The sequence below is a fragment of the Microbacterium resistens genome (assembly GCF_031456305.1).
GTDB lineage: Bacteria > Actinomycetota > Actinomycetes > Actinomycetales > Microbacteriaceae > Microbacterium > Microbacterium resistens_A.
Genome location: NZ_JAVDUM010000010.1, coordinates 121,977 through 137,604 on the forward strand (window position 1 = coordinate 121,977; position 15,628 = coordinate 137,604).

Below are 15,628 nucleotides of genomic sequence, written 5' to 3' on the forward strand. Positions count from 1 at the left end.
CCCAGTCCTCTCGCCGCCGCCGGGCTTCTTAGCATCCGGGGGCGTTCGGGCGCTCCGTGCACGCGTGGCCGACGAGCGCCGTGCGCGCCTCGAACACCCGGATCTCCTGCGAGGACGGTGCGCCGGCGACCGTTCCGCCGATGCGGGTCCACCCTCCGCCGAGATCGATCTCCGCGGAGTAGTGCACGGTGACCGAGAGGGTGTAGACGCCGCGGGCGGTGTACACATGGCTCGTCGCCGTCGGGGTGAAGAGATCCTGCCCGAGGGTCGCCCAATCCGCCCCACCGGTCGTCGTCGTGGCCGTGGCGCCGTCGCCATAGGAGAAGTCGAAGGCCTGAGGGGCGAAGCGCACGACGATCGGCCGGCCGAGCACGGTCGCCGTCAGCGTCTCGGCCGTCGCACGGCTGACAACGTTCGCCGGGAGCCCCACCACGGCGACGTTGCCCGGCTCGGTGCCCGCCTGCACGCCCGCCGGCGCGAGCCGGACGAGGTCCGAGATGGTGACGGGTCGGGTCTGCGGAGCGGCCGGGCCGGGGACCGGGGTCGGAGCTTCCGGATCCGTGGGCGGCGGTGTCGCTGTCGACGGCGGCCGTGCGGTGAAGCAGTTCCGGTCGTCGTTCCAGGCGCCCAGACACTGCTGGAGACGATCCGGTCCCTGATTTCCGGTGCCAGAGGATGTCGGCGCCGAGGACTCCCCGGTGTCGGGGCCGGAAACACCCTCCTCTATCTCCTCCGTCTCCGCGGCGCCTGTGTCGGGGGTGCCGTTGCCGGTATCGACGGAGTCGCCGGGTGTCGTGGAGGTGGTCTCCTCTGCGCCGACCCAAACGCCGCCTCCGTCGTTGCACATACCGACTGCAATGGCCTCGGCGGAGCAGCGTTCTTCATCTGCGGCTGCTATGGCCGCAAAGGGCAGGAAAAGTAGTGAGATGGCCGTGTGCACCACAAGAACGCGTTTCATAGACATGCGGTCTCGTCTGGTCGCGAATCTACGACTCGTGGATGGCGGTCAACAACAATGAAATTGAGAGCAACGCCTACTCGTGACGGGCGCTGCATCGGAGTGACGTCCTGCCCGTCAGTCGTCATGACTTTGGTGGCAGACACGTCGATGCACGCTTCCGCTTCTACGGCCCCGGAAGTTGAATCGAACTCGTTCCCAGCGAATCTGCTGAGTGTGGAGCTGCCGACAACTTGTTTTCCGGCCGCTCGGAGGTCTCGTAGCACTGAGATTTCATCTTCCAAAGCCTGTCCACCGAGGAAGGACTGAGGATCGACGCCATCAACGCCGGACCTGCGGTCGTTCGATGCGTCGACGTAGGCCCGATAGGTCTCCTCGGCGGCGGCGAACGCCTCATCCTCCGTGGCGAACAAGGCCGTGGGTGTCGGGCTCGGGGCGTCGGGCACGCCGCAGCCGGTGACGGCGAGGGCAAGGAGGCAGACGGTCGTCGTGGCAGCGAGGCCGCGCATCGTCGAGCGGCGGGCGACGGCGTGGGACACGTGGGAGGCAGGCACGGCATCACGCTAGCTCGACGTGACCACGCCGAGACGGTTATCCACAGGCGGACGCCGGATCGATCGACGTGCAGGAACCCGAAGGAAAAAGAACCCTCGGCCGGTGCTCGTTCTGATAACCTGAAGTGTCACCCGTAGGGTTCTCCATGCGTGAGTGACGAGCAATCCATATCCACCCCGCTTCGCCGCGTTCCGCCGTCCTGCACGCAGTCCGGTGCGTCGGAGCCTGATCTTCCATCTACAAGGACAACCCACTACATGACTACCGCAACGACCGCCCCGGCCGCCAAGCAGGTCGCGATCAACGACATCGGCTCTGCTGAGGACTTCCTGGCCGCGGTCGAGAAGACCCTCAAGTTCTTCAACGACGGCGACATCATCGAGGGCACGATCGTCAAGATCGACCGCGATGAGGTTCTGCTCGACGTCGGCTACAAGACCGAGGGCGTCATCCCCTCGCGCGAGCTCTCCATCAAGCACGACGTCGACCCCAACGAGGTCGTCGCCGTCGGCGACCAGGTCGAGGCCCTCGTTCTCCAGAAGGAGGACAAGGAAGGCCGTCTGATCCTGTCGAAGAAGCGCGCGCAGTACGAGCGCGCCTGGGGCGACGTGGAGAAGATCAAGGAGAACGACGGCGTCGTCACCGGTCAGGTGATCGAGGTCGTCAAGGGTGGCCTCATCGTCGACATCGGGCTCCGCGGCTTCCTCCCCGCCTCGCTCATCGAGCTGCGTCGCGTCCGCGACCTCACCCCGTACCTCGGTCAGGAGCTCGAGGCGAAGATCCTCGAGCTCGACAAGAACCGCAACAACGTGGTCCTCAGCCGCCGCGCCCTGCTCGAGCAGACGCAGTCGGAGTCGCGCACCACGTTCCTCAACAACCTGCACAAGGGCCAGGTCCGCAAGGGCGTCGTGTCCTCGATCGTCAACTTCGGCGCGTTCGTCGACCTCGGCGGCGTCGACGGTCTGGTGCACGTCTCCGAGCTGTCCTGGAAGCACATCGAGCACGCTTCCGAGGTTGTCGAGGTCGGCCAGGAGGTCACCGTCGAGATCCTCGAGGTGGACCTCGACCGCGAGCGGGTCTCCCTGTCGCTGAAGGCGACGCAGGAGGACCCGTGGCAGGTCTTCGCCCGTACCCACGCCATCGGCCAGGTCACCCCGGGCAAGGTCACCAAGCTCGTTCCGTTCGGTGCGTTCGTTCGCGTCGCGGACGGCATCGAGGGCCTCGTGCACATCTCGGAGCTCTCCAGCAAGCACGTCGAGCTGGCGGAGCAGGTCGTCTCGGTGGGCGAAGAGGTCTTCGTCAAGGTCATCGACATCGACCTCGAGCGTCGCCGCATCTCGCTGTCGCTCAAGCAGGCCAACGAGGCTGTCGACCCGTTCGGCACCGAGTTCGACCCGGCTCTGTACGGCATGCTCGCCGAGTACGACGAGAACGGCGAGTACAAGTACCCGGAGGGCTTCGACGCCGAGACGAACGCCTGGAAGGACGGCTTCGACGCCGAGCGCGAGAAGTGGGAGCAGGAGTACGCCGCTGCCCAGGCTCGCTGGGAGGCCCACAAGGCTCAGGTCGTCAAGGCGGCCGAGGCCGAGGCTGCTGCCGGCGAGGACTTCGGCGGTCAGACCTTCTCCAGCGACGCCACCGGCGCCGGCACCCTTGCCGACGACGAGGCGCTTGCGGCTCTGCGCGAGAAGCTCTCGGGCGGCAACGCGTAAGCAGGTCCCATCGGAACGGGTCGTCGCCTTCGGGCGGCGGCCCGTTCCGCGTTCCTGGGGGAGCGGCGTGCCAGGATGGAAGCATGCCTCTCATCGCGCTGACCGGCGGCATCGCCTCGGGCAAGTCCACGATCGCCGGTCGCCTTGCGGAGCACGGTGCCGTCGTGGTCGATGCCGATCGGATCGTACGGGAGGTGCAGTCCCCAGGGTCCCCGGTCCTGCACCGTATTGCGGAGGAGTTCGGGGCAGCCGTCATCCAGGATGACGGATCCCTCGACCGCCCGGCTCTCGGTGCGCTGGTCTTTGGGGACGATGCGGCGCTCGCGCGCCTCAACGCGATCGTTCATCCTGCGGTGAAGAGAGAGTCGGAGCGACGGTTCACGGCGGCCCTCGCCGCGGATCCGTCCGCCGTGGTCGTCTATGACGTCCCTCTGCTCGTCGAGGCGCGGGTGGATGATCCGTGGGACCTGGTCGTGGTCGCGGACGCCCCCGCGGCGGTCCGGGAACGGCGTCTGATCGACCTGCGGGGCCTCGAACCGGAGGCTGCTCGATCCCGCATCGCCTCGCAGGTGAGCGATGAGCGGCGTCGGGCGATCGCGGACGTGATCATCGACACCTCCGGGACGATCGAGGAGACCGAACGGCAGACCGACGACCTGTGGTCGCGCCTTCGGGCCGAGGTGCGACGGTGACCGATCTGCTTGCGGCGTACGACGCCGAGCTTCGCGGTGAGCGCGAACTGACCGGTGCGCTGTCCGCAACGTCCGTGGGGCCGGTGTGGTTCGGGGTTTTCCCCGGTGGGACGGGCTTCGTCGGGTATCGCGATCTCGGTGATCTCGACGAACGAGGAGTTCGCGCGCTGGTCGAGGACATCGCGCAGCGCGTGGCGGGGGACGCCGGACTCCACGAGGCGGAGTGGAAGACCCGAGCCCACGACAGGGCGCCCGGTCTCCTGGAGGCTCTGGCCGAGGCGGGCTTCGCCGCGGAAGAGACCGAGTCGGTGATGATCGGGGAGGCGAGCGGTCTGGTCCAGGACGTTCCCCTTCCTCCCGGGGTGACGATCCGCCGTGTCTTCGCGGAGCACGATGTCCTTGCGATGGAGGAGATGCAGGGGAGCGTCTTCGGCGATCCGAACTGGCGGGTCAGGGCGACGCGCACGCTCGATGCGCTGGCAGCCGGCGCCGACATCGAGCTCTGGGTCGCGGAGGCGGGCGGCACGGTGATCTGCGCCGGACGGCTGGAGCCTGTCGCAGGCACCCGGTTCGCCGGTCTGTGGGGCGGAGCGACGCGTCAGGAATGGCGAGGGCGCGGCATCTATCGTGCGCTCACGAGCCGGCGTGCGCGATCGGCTCTGGAGCGGGGTGCTCGGTATCTGCAGTCCGATTCCACGGAGTTCTCACGCCCGATCCTGGAACGCGCCGGCCTCCGGAAGGTCACGGAGACGACGCCGTACGTATGGCATCGGGGCGACCCGGCCTGACGCCGTCGTCGGGCGGCCTGTACCGGTCATCCACAACGATCGTGCCGTTCAGCAGGGTCCGATCGAGGTTTTCTACAACCGTTGACCCCATTCTGTTGGATATGTTCAGATCATATACATTCCGCTGATACAGTGAGGAACTGGGGAGCAGCCCACCTGCTGGGGCAGGCATGGGCTCCGGATTCCGGAGCCGTGGCGAGGTGCTCGCGGCGGGTGTCGTCCGTCGCCCGATGGCGTGCCTGGACAATCCCCCACCGCACGGACGTGCAGGCGCCTCAGCGCCTCCTTCGTCGTGCCTTCCCCCGAAAGAAGAGAGCCCCATGGGCGAGCATCCCCCCATCACCCGCCGGACGATCATCAAGGGCGCGGCATGGTCCGTCCCCGTCATCGCCACGGCGGTCGCCACCCCCGCGGCGACCGCGAGCGTCCTGACCGGGGCCCACAGCGTCGGCTCGCTGGTTGAGTCCTCGCCGAACATCAAGGACAGTGTGTTGTCGGCGTCGTCCTCGCGTGTCGAGTCCTGTTTCCCGAACGACATGTTCCGGGCGACGTTCGCGCTGACCGCCACGGTGACCTACAACGGCGCTGACGAGGCGTTCTCGCTCTCGCGAAGCAGCGTCACCTCCGCCGGCGCCGTCTGGACGGTCACCTCCCGGAGCGCCCGTCAGGTGACCATGACCGCCGTGCAGATGGTCGGGTGCTACTCCGGCATCACGGGCTTCGACCTCGCCTACAACGCCGGCGCGGTACCGCCGCTGGGCTCGTTGACGCTGAACATCGCCGGTGTCAGCGCCGACGGCACGATGAAGATCGACAACCTCGTGTCGGCGATCGACGGCTACGCCGCGGTCGTGGGCCCGAAGGTCCACGACTCCTGAGCCAGGGGTGTCCGGAGGGGGCGGGAGGCGCGTCGGCGGCTCCCACCCCCTCGTATGCTGACGGGCCTTGCGCGTAGGGCGAACGGCATCCGCCCCGGATGTCGGTGGCCGCGCCTACGCTGGAGGGATGCAACCCACGCGCAGCGTCCGTCCCTTCGAGGTCGTCAGCGAGTACGCTCCGGCCGGCGATCAGCCGCAGGCGATCGCCGATCTCGCGGCCCGCATCAACGCGGGCGAGACCGACGTGGTGCTGCTCGGCGCCACGGGCACGGGCAAGTCGGCGACCACGGCCTGGCTGATCGAGCAGGTGCAGCGCCCCACGCTCGTGCTCGCGCACAACAAGACCCTGGCCGCACAGCTGGCGAACGAGTTCCGAGACCTCATGCCGCACAACGCGGTGGAGTACTTCGTCTCCTATTACGACTACTACCAGCCGGAGGCGTACGTCCCCCAGACCGACACCTTCATCGAGAAGGACTCCTCGGTCAACGCCGAGGTGGAGCGGCTCCGGCACTCGACGACGAACTCCCTGCTCAGCAGGCGGGATGTGGTGGTGGTCTCCACCGTCTCGTGCATCTACGGCCTTGGTGCGCCGGAGGAGTACCTCCGTGCGATGGTCGCACTGCAGGTGGGGGAGCGGTACGACCGCGACGCCCTCATCCGTCAGTTCATCGCCATGCAGTACAACCGCAACGATGTCGACTTCTCCCGGGGCAACTTCCGGGTCCGCGGCGACACGATCGAGATCATCCCGGTCTACGAGGAGCACGCGATCCGCATCGAGCTGTTCGGCGACGAGATCGAGGGGCTGTACTCGCTGCACCCTCTGACGGGGGAGGTGCTCGCCAAGCTCGACGCGGTGCCGATCTTCCCCGCCTCGCACTACGTGGCGGGCACGGACGTCATTCAGCGGGCGATCGGAACGATCGAGACCGAGCTGGCCGACCGCCTCCCCGAGCTGGAGCGTCAGGGCAAGCTTCTCGAGGCTCAGCGTCTGCGGATGCGCACCACCTTCGATCTGGAGATGCTTCAGCAGCTCGGGTTCTGCTCCGGGATCGAGAACTACTCCCGCCATCTCGACGGGCGTCAGGCCGGCGAGCCCCCGCACACGCTTCTCGACTTCTTCCCCGACGACTTCCTCCTGGTCATCGACGAGTCCCACGTCACCGTTCCGCAGATCGGAGCGATGTACGAGGGGGATGCCTCGCGCAAGAGAACCCTCGTCGACCACGGCTTCCGCCTGCCGAGCGCGATGGACAACCGGCCGCTGAGGTGGGATGAGTTCACCCGCCGGATCGGACAGACCGTCTACCTCTCGGCCACGCCGGGCAAGTACGAGATGGGGATCGCCGATGGCATCGTGGAGCAGATCATCCGCCCCACGGGTCTGATCGATCCGGAGATCATCGTCAAGCCGTCGAAGGGGCAGATCGACGATCTTCTGGAGGAGATCCGCCTCCGCGTCGAGCGCGACGAGCGCGTCCTGGTGACGACGCTCACGAAGAAGATGGCGGAGGAGCTCACCGACTTCCTCGGAGAGCACGGGGTGAGGGTGCGCTACCTGCACTCCGACGTGGACACGCTGCGCCGGGTGGAGCTGCTGACGGAGCTTCGCGCCGGGGTCTACGACGTCCTCGTCGGGATCAACCTGCTTCGTGAGGGGCTCGACCTCCCGGAGGTCTCCCTTGTCGCGATCCTCGACGCGGACAAGGAGGGCTTCCTCCGTTCGGGCACCTCGCTCATCCAGACGATCGGCCGCGCGGCGCGCAACGTGTCCGGTCAGGTGCACATGTACGCCGACAACATGACCGACTCGATGCGGAAGGCGATCGACGAGACGGATCGTCGCCGGGAGAAGCAGGTCGCGTACAACACCGAGCACGGGATCGATCCCCAGCCGCTCCGCAAGCGGATCGCCGATATCACCGAGGTGCTGGCGCGCGAGGGTGCGGATACCGCAGAGATGCTCTCCGGGAGGGGGAGAGGCGGCAAGGGCAAGTCCCCGACGCCGAACCTTCGCCGAGAAGGCATCGCGGCCGAGGGTGCCGAGCAGCTGGAGGCGACCATCGGAGACCTCTCCGGTCAGATGCTCGCGGCAGCCGGTGAGCTCAAGTTCGAGCTGGCCGCCCGGCTTCGTGACGAGGTCCAGGACCTGAAGAAGGAACTGCGCGCCATGGAGCGCGCAGGCCACGCCTGAGCCCCGTCGCCACCGGGGCGGGCGTCGCCGATCGGGTCGAGCGGGTCCGTACCGCGGCGCGCGTGGAATGTCGGATTCGTGGGTTCTGCGGCGGTTTTCGCGCAGTCCTCCCTCGCGGACCTGTCGATGGTGCGATGACGCACTATCGTCAGACCCGGGGATTGCGGCGCGTCAGCGCCGCAAGGGGGGAAAGAGCCATTGGCGGTACGGGGGATATCTGTCGCGCGTCCGGGCGGCGATGCCGGGAACGACGCACTCGGTGCGATGATCGCGAGCGGCGTGCTCACCGAGGGGCAGATCAGAAAAGCGATCCGCGCGAGCGAGGAGGACGGTTTCCCGCCGGGGGAGCACCTGATGCATCAGGGGGCGATCACGCGAGGTCAGCTCTTCCAGATCCTCGCTGGGCGCTGGGGACTGGAGTTCGTCGATCTCGACGACGATCCAGCGGACCCCGATCTGGTCCGCGTCGCGCCGTCGACGGCATTGGTGGGGGCGTCCTGGGTGCCGTGGCGTCGCGTCGACGGCGGCGCCGTGATCGCCGTGTCCGTCCAGCCGACCGAGGAGCTGGTGCGACAGGCCAGGATCGCGCTGGGCATGCCGATCGTCGCCGGCGTCGTCGCGACGGATCAGGCGGTGGAGGAGACCGTGGCCCGTGTCCTCGGCCCCGCGCTCGCGCACGATGCGGCCGAGGGATTCGCCGAGGAGCGCCCGGAGGAGTCGGCCCGCTCGGGAATGCGGACGTGGCAGCGGCTGCTGCCGCTCCTGGTCATCACGGGGATCGCGCTCAGCTTCCTGCTCGGTCCGGCCGCCGGCATGATGACGGTGCTCGGGCTGGCCAATCTCGCGCTGTTCGCGATGGTCGCCGTGAAGATCGTCGCAGGACTCGGCACGCTCTGGACGGTCGCGCGGGCGCGGAGCGCACGCCGTCGTCAGGCGATCCGCGCCCGCAGACCGGACGAGTCCCTGCCGATCTACACGATCCTCGTTCCCGCCTACCGCGAGGCCAACGTGATCGGCAAGCTGCTGGAGACGATCGACCGACTGGACTATCCCCGCAACAGGCTCGACGTGATCCTCCTCCTGGAGGCGGATGACGAGGAGACCCGCCGGATCGTGAGGGAGGCGCGCCCGCCTCTCTACGTCCGGACCCTCGTCGTCCCGCCGGGGTTTCCCAGGACCAAGCCGCGCGCATGCAACTACGGCCTGCGCTTCGCCCGCGGCGAGTACGTCGTTATCTACGACGCCGAGGACAGGCCGGACGCCGGTCAGCTGCGCGCGGCCGTCGAGGCGTTCGAGCGTCCGCTGCGCAACCGGCGCGACAGCAGGCCCATCGGCGCGCTCCAGTGCGGGCTGCACTACTTCAACGCCCATCACAACGCGCTCACCCGGCTCTTCGCGATCGAGTACGCCTTCTGGTTCGACGCGATGCTCCCGGGGCTGCAGCGTCTTCGGCTCCCGATCCCGCTCGGGGGGACCTCGAACCACTTCCGCGTCGAGGTGCTGCGGCACGTCGGAGGGTGGGATGCGTACAACGTCACCGAGGACGCGGATCTCGGGCTCAGGGTCGCGTCCCGCGGGTATCGGATCGACGTGCTGGACTCCACGACCTGGGAGGAGGGGTGCGCCCAGCTGCCGGCCTGGATCAGACAGCGGACCCGCTGGATCAAGGGCTACATGATGACCGGCGCCGTCAACAGCAGGCATCCGGTCGGGTGGGTGCGACAGAACGGGGCGAGGGGGTTGGCATCGCTCCTGCTCCTCATCGCCGGGACGCCGCTCGCCTTCCTGACCTATCCGCTCCTGCTCCTGGTCTCCCTGCTCCTGCTCATCCCGGCCGTCGCCGAGGCGGTGGCGCTGCCCGGCTGGTTCGTCGTCGCGGCGTTCAGCGTCGCGGCGACCTCGCACATCCTGATGATCGGAGCCGCGCTCGCCAGCGCATGGCGGCGATACGACCTGGGGGTCGCCGCGTTCGCGCTGCTCTCGCCGGTCTACTGGCTCCTGCACTCGGTCGCGGCATACCGTGCCCTCTGGCAGCTCTACGTCTCGCCGTTCCGCTGGGAGAAGACCCCCCACGGGCTCACGGCCACCGACGCGGAGGAGCGCGTCGCGCTGCTGAGCGCGAGGCGTCGGGGCCGTCGTCCGCGGCGTGAGGCGATCAAGGGCAGTGCATGAGCGGCTTCGGCCCGGAACGGTCGATCGTGTGCTCGGTCATCGGTGCACCGCACAGCGGACAGGCGCGCTGGGCGCGCTCCGCATCGGACGGCGGGGGAGTGGACTCGTACGGCCCGACCGACGCGGGACCGGCGAACCGGATGAGGTTCGTGTTGAACCAGGAGTAGAGGCCGCCGGCCTCGCGGATCCGGTCGCGCAGAGGCGGACGGGGTGTGTCCTCGGATGCTGACATACCCTTAGTGTACTAATGATTAGGGCAACATGTATCATCGGAATGTGGAATCGACTGCGGATGACCTGCTGCTCCTGGAGAACCAGCTGTGCTTCGCGCTGGTGACGGCCGCCCGCAACGTCGTGGCGATCTACCGTCCGATCCTGGAGCCGCTCGGGCTCACCCATCCCCAGTACCTCGTCATGCTCGCCCTGTGGGAGGATTCCCCCCGTTCACTCGGGGACCTCGCCGCGGCGCTCGCGATGGATCCGGCGACCGCGTCCCCGTTGGTCAAACGGCTGGAGTCGGACGGGCTGATCGAGCGTCGTCGGAGCGCGGCCGACGAGCGCCGTCTCGACATCGCCCTCACGGATGCCGGCGCGGCGCTGAGGGCTCGCGCGGTGGCGGTGCCCTCCCAGGTGATGGCGAGGCTGGAGATGACCGTCGGCGAGGTCGAGGGAGTGCGGGACGGTCTTCAGCGCTTCGCCGGACGCGTGGCGCTCTGAGCTTCGCCGGGAGCTTCGCCGGCCGAGCGGAGCCGATGTCGGTGGCCCCTCATAGACTTGTCCGGTGCCCATCGTTCCCGTCGCCAGTCCAGGAAAACTCAGTGTCCGCGGTGCCCGCGTCCACAATCTCAAGAACGTCGACCTCGACATCCCACGCGACTCCCTCGTGGTGTTCACCGGCCTCTCCGGGTCCGGCAAGTCGAGCCTCGCGTTCGACACGATCTTCGCAGAGGGGCAGCGCCGCTACGTCGAGTCGCTGAGCGCCTACGCGCGGCAGTTCCTCGGGCAGGTGGACCGCCCGGACGTCGACTTCATCGAGGGGTTGAGCCCCGCCGTCTCGATCGATCAGAAGTCCACCAACCGCAACCCGCGGTCGACGGTCGGCACGATCACCGAGATCTACGACTACATGCGGCTGCTCTGGGCGCGCATCGGCATCCCGCATTGCCCGCAGTGCGGGGAGCGCATCCAGCGGCAGACCGTGCAGCAGATCGCGGATCAGCTCATGGAGCTCCCCGAAAGGACGCGCTACCAGATCGTCGCGCCGGTCATCAGCCAGAAGAAGGGCGAGTTCGTCGACCTCTTCCGCGAGCTCGCGGCGAAGGGCTACGCCCGGGCGATCGTCGATGGGGACATGATCCAGCTCGCCGAGCCGCCGACGCTGAAGAAGAGCTACAAGCACGACATCGCCGTGGTGGTCGACCGGCTGGTCGCGTCCGGAGACATCCTCGGCCGTGTCACCGACTCGGTGGAGACGGCTCTGGGCCTTGCCGGCGGCGTGATGCAGGTGAACTTCGTCGATGAGACTGGCGACGAGGCATGGCAGTCCTTCTCCGAGAAGCTCGCCTGCCCCAACGGCCATGCCATCGCGCTGACCGAGATCGAGCCGCGGACCTTCTCGTTCAACGCCCCGTTCGGTGCCTGCCCGGCCTGCTCCGGTCTCGGAACGCGGATGTCGGTGGACGTCGACCTGATGCTCGGCGACGAGGACCTGTCGATCCGCGAGGGTGTGATCATCCCGTGGACGACTCAGGGCAAGGGGCTGTTCCAGTACTACGAGCGCCTCCTGGAGGGGCTGGCCCGCGATCTGGACTTCTCGCTGGACACGCCGTGGCGTGCGCTGCACTCGGACGTGCGCGAGGCGGTGCTCCGCGGCGAGGACTACAAGGTCACCGTCAAGTGGAAGAACCGCTACGGGCGCGAGATGCGCTACTCCTCGGGGTTCGAGGGCGTCGTCCCCTACATCGAGCGCCAGTACCTGCAGGCGGAGAGCGACACGCAGCGCGGGCGCTGGGGCGAGTACCTCCGCGAGGTGCCCTGCCCGGTCTGCAACGGCGACCGGCTGAAGCCGGAGGTCCTCTCGGTCCTCGTGCACGGCCACTCGATCGCCGAGGTGTCGCACAAGAGCCTCGCGGACGCGCAGGAGTTCATGCAGCGTCTGGATCTCACCGAGCGTGAGGCCAAGATCGCGGCCCAGGTGCTTCGCGAGATCCGGCTCCGTCTCGACTTCCTCCTCCAGGTCGGCCTCTCGTATCTGAACCTCAGCCGATCGGCGGGCTCGCTCTCGGGCGGGGAGGCTCAGCGCATCCGCCTCGCGACACAGATCGGCTCGGGGCTCACGGGCGTCCTCTACGTCCTGGACGAGCCGTCCATCGGCCTGCACCAGCGGGACAATCGTCGTCTCATCGAGACGCTCGTCGCCCTCCGCGACCTCGGGAACACCCTGATCGTGGTCGAGCACGACGAGGAGACCATCGAGGCGGCGGACTGGGTCGTCGACATCGGACCCGGTGCCGGTGTCGGCGGTGGTCTGGTCGTCCACTCCGGACCGTACTCCGCCCTCCTCGGAGACACCTCCTCCATGACCGGGGACTATCTCGCCGGCCGTCGCGAGATCGTGACGCCGGCGAAGCGGCGCAAGATCGACCGCAAGCGCATGCTGAGCGTCGTCGGCGCCAAGGAGAACAACCTCAGGAACGTGACCGCGGACTTCCCGCTCGGTGTGATGACGGCGGTGACCGGCGTCAGCGGATCGGGCAAGTCCTCGCTGGTCAACGACATCCTGTATCAGGTGCTCGCATCCCGCCTCAATGGAGCACGCACGGTTCCCGGGAAGCACACGAGGGTCACCGGGCTCGACAACCTCGACAAGGTCGTCCACGTTGACCAGGCCCCCATCGGGCGGACGCCGCGGTCGAACCCGGCCACCTACACCGGCGTCTTCGACCGCATCCGGACGCTGTTCAGCGAGACCCCTGAGGCGAAGGTGCGCGGCTACCAGCCGGGGCGGTTCAGCTTCAACGTCAAGGGAGGGCGCTGTGAGGCGTGCTCCGGCGACGGCACGATCAAGATCGAGATGAACTTCCTCCCCGACGTGTACGTCGACTGTGAGGTGTGCCACGGCAAGCGCTACAACCGCGACACCCTGGCTGTCCACTACAAGGGCAAGAACATCGCCGAGGTGCTCGAGATGCCCATCGAGGAGGCTGCGGAGTTCTTCGAGCCGATCCAGGCGATCCACCGATACCTCAAGACCCTCGTCGACGTCGGCCTCGGCTACGTGCGACTCGGCCAGGCCGCGACGACGCTCTCCGGCGGTGAGGCGCAGCGCGTGAAGCTGGCCACCGAGCTCCAGCGACGAAGCAGCGGGCGCAGCATCTACGTCCTCGACGAGCCCACCACCGGTCTGCACTTCGAGGACGTCCGCAAGCTCCTCGAGGTGCTCAACGGCCTGGTGGACAAGGGCAACACGGTCGTGGTGATCGAGCACAACCTCGATGTCATCAAGTCAGCGGACTGGGTGATCGACCTGGGGCCGGAAGGCGGCTCCGGGGGCGGTCAGATCCTCGCCACCGGAACGCCCGAGCAGGTGGCGAAGGTCGAGGAGAGCCACACCGGTCAGTTCCTCGCCGAGGCCCTCAGCGGGAACCGCCGTCGTTCCCTCTCGGCCTCGCGCGACGAGGTCGTGCCGGGGAGTCGGGCGCGCAAGGCGAGCTGATGGCGGAGGAACTGCCCTACAAGCCTCGAACGGGGGAGATCCCGACCGATCCGGGCGTCTACCGATTCCGCGACGCGCAGGGACGCGTGCTCTACGTCGGCAAGGCGAAGAACCTTCGGCAGAGGCTCTCGAACTACTTCGCACCGCTGCGCACCCTGCATGAGCGCACCCGACGGATGGTCACCACGGCGTCCTCCGTGGAGTGGACGGTCGTCCCGACGGATGTCGACTCGCTCCAGCTCGAGTACATGTGGATCAAGGAGTTCGATCCGCCGTTCAATGTGCGCTACCGCGACGACAAGTCCTATCCGTTCATGGCGGTCACCCTCGGTGACGAGGCTCCGCGGGTCCTCGTCACCCGGAACCGGAGGATCCCGCGAGCGCGGTACTTCGGCCCCTATCCCAAGGTCTGGGCGGTGCACGAGACCATCGACCTGATGGTCAAGGCGTTCCCGATCCGCACCTGCAGCGACGCCAGCTACAAGCGCGCCATGCAGACCGGTCGGCCGTGCTTCCCCGGCCAGATCGGGAAGTGCGGCGGCCCGTGCTCGATGACGGTGACGATCGAGGAGCACCGGGCGATGGTGGACGACTTCGTGGCCTTCATGGAGGGCGGCGACGAGCGTTTCACCCGCGAGCTGACCCGCCGTATGCGGGAGGCCTCGGCCGCGATGGACTACGAGAACGCCGCGAGGTACCGCGACAAGCTCGCCTCCATCGAGGCGGTCCTGGGCAAGAGCGCCCTGGTCCTGGCCCAGGACGAGGACGCCGATCTGTTCGGGGTCGCCGAGGACGAGCTCTCCGCGGCCGTGCAGCACTTCGTCATCCGAGCCGGCCGCGTGCGTGGCGTGCGGGCGACCACCATCGAGAAGGAGATCGACATCTCGCCGGGCGAGTTGATTGATCAGCTGCTTCAGCGGGCGTACGGCGAGGCGACAGGAGACGGCGTCCCTCGTCGAGTGATCGTCCCTACCCTCCCGGACGACGCCGCCGATCTCGAGGAGTGGCTGCGCGAGCGCCGCGGCAGGAAGGTCGAGGTGGTGGTCGCCCAGCGCGGCCAGCGCGCCGAGCTCATGCGGAACGCCACGGTGAACGCGCAGCAGGCGCTGATCCGCCACAAGACGCGTCGGTCCAGTGACTACACGACGCGGACCCAGGCGCTCACCGATCTGCAGGACGCGCTCGGCCTCGACGAGGCGCCGCTGCGGATCGAGTGCTACGACATCTCGCACCTCGGCGGCACGAACGTCGTCGGCTCGATGGTGGTGTTCGAGGACGGGCTGCCCCGCAAGGACCAGTACCGCTCGTTCGGAGTCGCCGAGACCACGGACGACACCGATTCGATGTACCAGGTGCTCCGCCGACGCCTCGCCCACCTCGACACTTCGGAGGATGCGCCGCAGGCAGCGGCGGAGACGACCCCCGGGGGAGCGACGTCCGACGACGACGTGGACGGGCAGGTCGTCGTCGCCCCGAAGAGGCGATTCGCCTATCCGCCGCAGCTCCTGCTGGTGGACGGCGGGCGTCCGCAGGTGGAGGCCGCGGCCCGTGCGCTGAAGGACGCCGGCCACACGGAGATCGGACTCTGCGGGATCGCCAAGCGCCTGGAGGAGATCTGGCTTCCGGGGGAGGAGTACCCGGTGATCCTTCCGCGCACCAGCGACGCGCTGTACCTCCTCCAGCGACTCCGCGACGAGGCGCACCGATTCGCGATCACCCACCAGCGCAAGCGGCGGAAGAGAGACATCACCACGGTCCTGGCCGAAGTCCCGGGACTCGGCGCATCGCGGATCAAGGCGCTGCTGCGGCACTTCGGATCGGTCACGGCGCTCCGCTCCGCGACCTCCGCGGAGATCCAGGAGGTGCCAGGCATCGGCCCGGCGCTGGCGCGGAACATCCACGCGCATCTCGCCTCGGCGACGGCGTCGCCGACACCGGCCGCTCTGTAGGCTGGACCCGAG

General features: G+C 68.1%; 12 protein-coding genes. 9 read left to right on the forward strand and 3 right to left on the reverse strand.

The window, feature by feature from the left end; all coding sequences use genetic code 11:
- Nucleotides 1–28 precede the first annotated feature (28 nt).
- Both J2Y69_RS12150 and J2Y69_RS12155 read right to left on the reverse strand, forming a co-directional pair.
- On the reverse strand, nt 29–847 hold the full coding sequence (locus J2Y69_RS12150) for a hypothetical protein (RefSeq protein WP_310021069.1): 819 nt from the start codon (nt 845–847) through the stop codon (nt 29–31).
- A 107-nt stretch (nt 848–954) separates the two neighbouring features.
- Entirely contained in the window at nt 955–1,512 is a 558-nt protein-coding gene (locus J2Y69_RS12155; protein ID WP_310021071.1) for a hypothetical protein, read from the reverse strand.
- A gap of 258 nt (nt 1,513–1,770) precedes the next feature.
- Here J2Y69_RS12155 and rpsA point away from each other — a divergent pair, with 258 nt between their 5' ends.
- The 6 genes from rpsA to J2Y69_RS12185 all read left to right on the forward strand — a co-directional run bounded on the left by rpsA (nt 1,771) and on the right by J2Y69_RS12185 (nt 9,952).
- A complete protein-coding gene (rpsA, locus tag J2Y69_RS12160; RefSeq protein ID WP_310021074.1) occupies nt 1,771–3,225 on the forward strand; it encodes a 30S ribosomal protein S1 in 1,455 nt (484 codons plus the stop codon).
- Between the two features lie 83 nt (nt 3,226–3,308).
- The gene (gene coaE, locus J2Y69_RS12165) at nt 3,309–3,917 is read left to right on the forward strand and encodes a dephospho-CoA kinase (RefSeq protein WP_310021076.1); all 609 of its coding nucleotides are present in this window, start codon (nt 3,309–3,311) and stop codon (nt 3,915–3,917) included.
- Nucleotides 3,914–4,705, forward strand: coding sequence for a GNAT family N-acetyltransferase (locus J2Y69_RS12170; protein WP_310021078.1), 792 nt, complete (start codon nt 3,914–3,916; stop codon nt 4,703–4,705). The genes coaE and J2Y69_RS12170 overlap by 4 nt, the downstream gene beginning before the upstream one ends.
- 320 nt (nt 4,706–5,025) lie before the next feature.
- A complete protein-coding gene (locus J2Y69_RS12175) occupies nt 5,026–5,583 on the forward strand; it encodes a hypothetical protein (protein ID WP_310021080.1) in 558 nt (185 codons plus the stop codon).
- 127 nt (nt 5,584–5,710) lie between these two features.
- Nucleotides 5,711–7,780: an excinuclease ABC subunit UvrB gene (gene uvrB, locus J2Y69_RS12180; RefSeq protein ID WP_310021082.1), complete on the forward strand. Its 2,070-nt coding sequence runs from the start codon at nt 5,711–5,713 to the stop codon at nt 7,778–7,780.
- 264 nt (nt 7,781–8,044) lie between these two features.
- Nucleotides 8,045–9,952, forward strand: a complete 1,908-nt coding sequence (locus tag J2Y69_RS12185) for a glycosyltransferase (RefSeq protein WP_310021084.1) — start codon at nt 8,045–8,047, stop codon at nt 9,950–9,952.
- Here J2Y69_RS12185 and J2Y69_RS12190 read toward each other — a convergent pair.
- Nucleotides 9,936–10,184 (reverse strand): hypothetical protein, encoded by a 249-nt coding sequence (locus J2Y69_RS12190; protein WP_310021086.1) that lies wholly within the window; start codon nt 10,182–10,184, stop codon nt 9,936–9,938. The two genes, J2Y69_RS12185 and J2Y69_RS12190, sit on opposite strands and share 17 nt — an antisense overlap.
- Nucleotides 10,185–10,213: 29 nt before the next feature.
- On the opposite strand from J2Y69_RS12190, the gene J2Y69_RS12195 reads away from it, so the two are divergent.
- From J2Y69_RS12195 to uvrC, 3 genes are all read left to right on the forward strand, one after another.
- Complete coding sequence (locus J2Y69_RS12195; RefSeq protein ID WP_396653094.1) at nt 10,214–10,669, forward strand: MarR family winged helix-turn-helix transcriptional regulator; 456 nt, start codon at nt 10,214–10,216, stop codon at nt 10,667–10,669.
- Nucleotides 10,670–10,733: 64 nt separating this feature from the next.
- Entirely contained in the window at nt 10,734–13,667 is a 2,934-nt protein-coding gene (uvrA, locus tag J2Y69_RS12200) for an excinuclease ABC subunit UvrA (protein WP_310021090.1), read from the forward strand.
- On the forward strand, nt 13,667–15,616 hold the full coding sequence (uvrC, locus tag J2Y69_RS12205; protein WP_310021092.1) for an excinuclease ABC subunit UvrC: 1,950 nt from the start codon (nt 13,667–13,669) through the stop codon (nt 15,614–15,616). The genes uvrA and uvrC overlap by 1 nt, the downstream gene beginning before the upstream one ends.
- The last annotated feature ends 12 nt before the right edge of the window (nt 15,617–15,628 follow it).

Bases quoted from the DNA above. Each gene is read 5' to 3' on its own strand.
- J2Y69_RS12190 (WP_310021086.1), bottom strand. From the start codon at position 10,184: ATGTCAGCATCCGAGGACACACCCCGTCCGCCTCTGCGCGACCGGATC.
- rpsA (WP_310021074.1), top strand. From the start codon at position 1,771: ATGACTACCGCAACGACCGCCCCGGCCGCCAAGCAGGTCGCGATCAAC.
- uvrC (WP_310021092.1), top strand. From the start codon at position 13,667: ATGGCGGAGGAACTGCCCTACAAGCCTCGAACGGGGGAGATCCCGACC.
- coaE (WP_310021076.1), top strand. From the start codon at position 3,309: ATGCCTCTCATCGCGCTGACCGGCGGCATCGCCTCGGGCAAGTCCACG.
- J2Y69_RS12175 (WP_310021080.1), top strand. From the start codon at position 5,026: ATGGGCGAGCATCCCCCCATCACCCGCCGGACGATCATCAAGGGCGCG.
- J2Y69_RS12185 (WP_310021084.1), top strand. From the start codon at position 8,045: ATGATCGCGAGCGGCGTGCTCACCGAGGGGCAGATCAGAAAAGCGATC.
- J2Y69_RS12195 (WP_396653094.1), top strand. From the start codon at position 10,214: ATGTATCATCGGAATGTGGAATCGACTGCGGATGACCTGCTGCTCCTG.
- uvrB (WP_310021082.1), top strand. From the start codon at position 5,711: ATGCAACCCACGCGCAGCGTCCGTCCCTTCGAGGTCGTCAGCGAGTAC.
- J2Y69_RS12150 (WP_310021069.1), bottom strand. From the start codon at position 847: ATGTGCAACGACGGAGGCGGCGTTTGGGTCGGCGCAGAGGAGACCACC.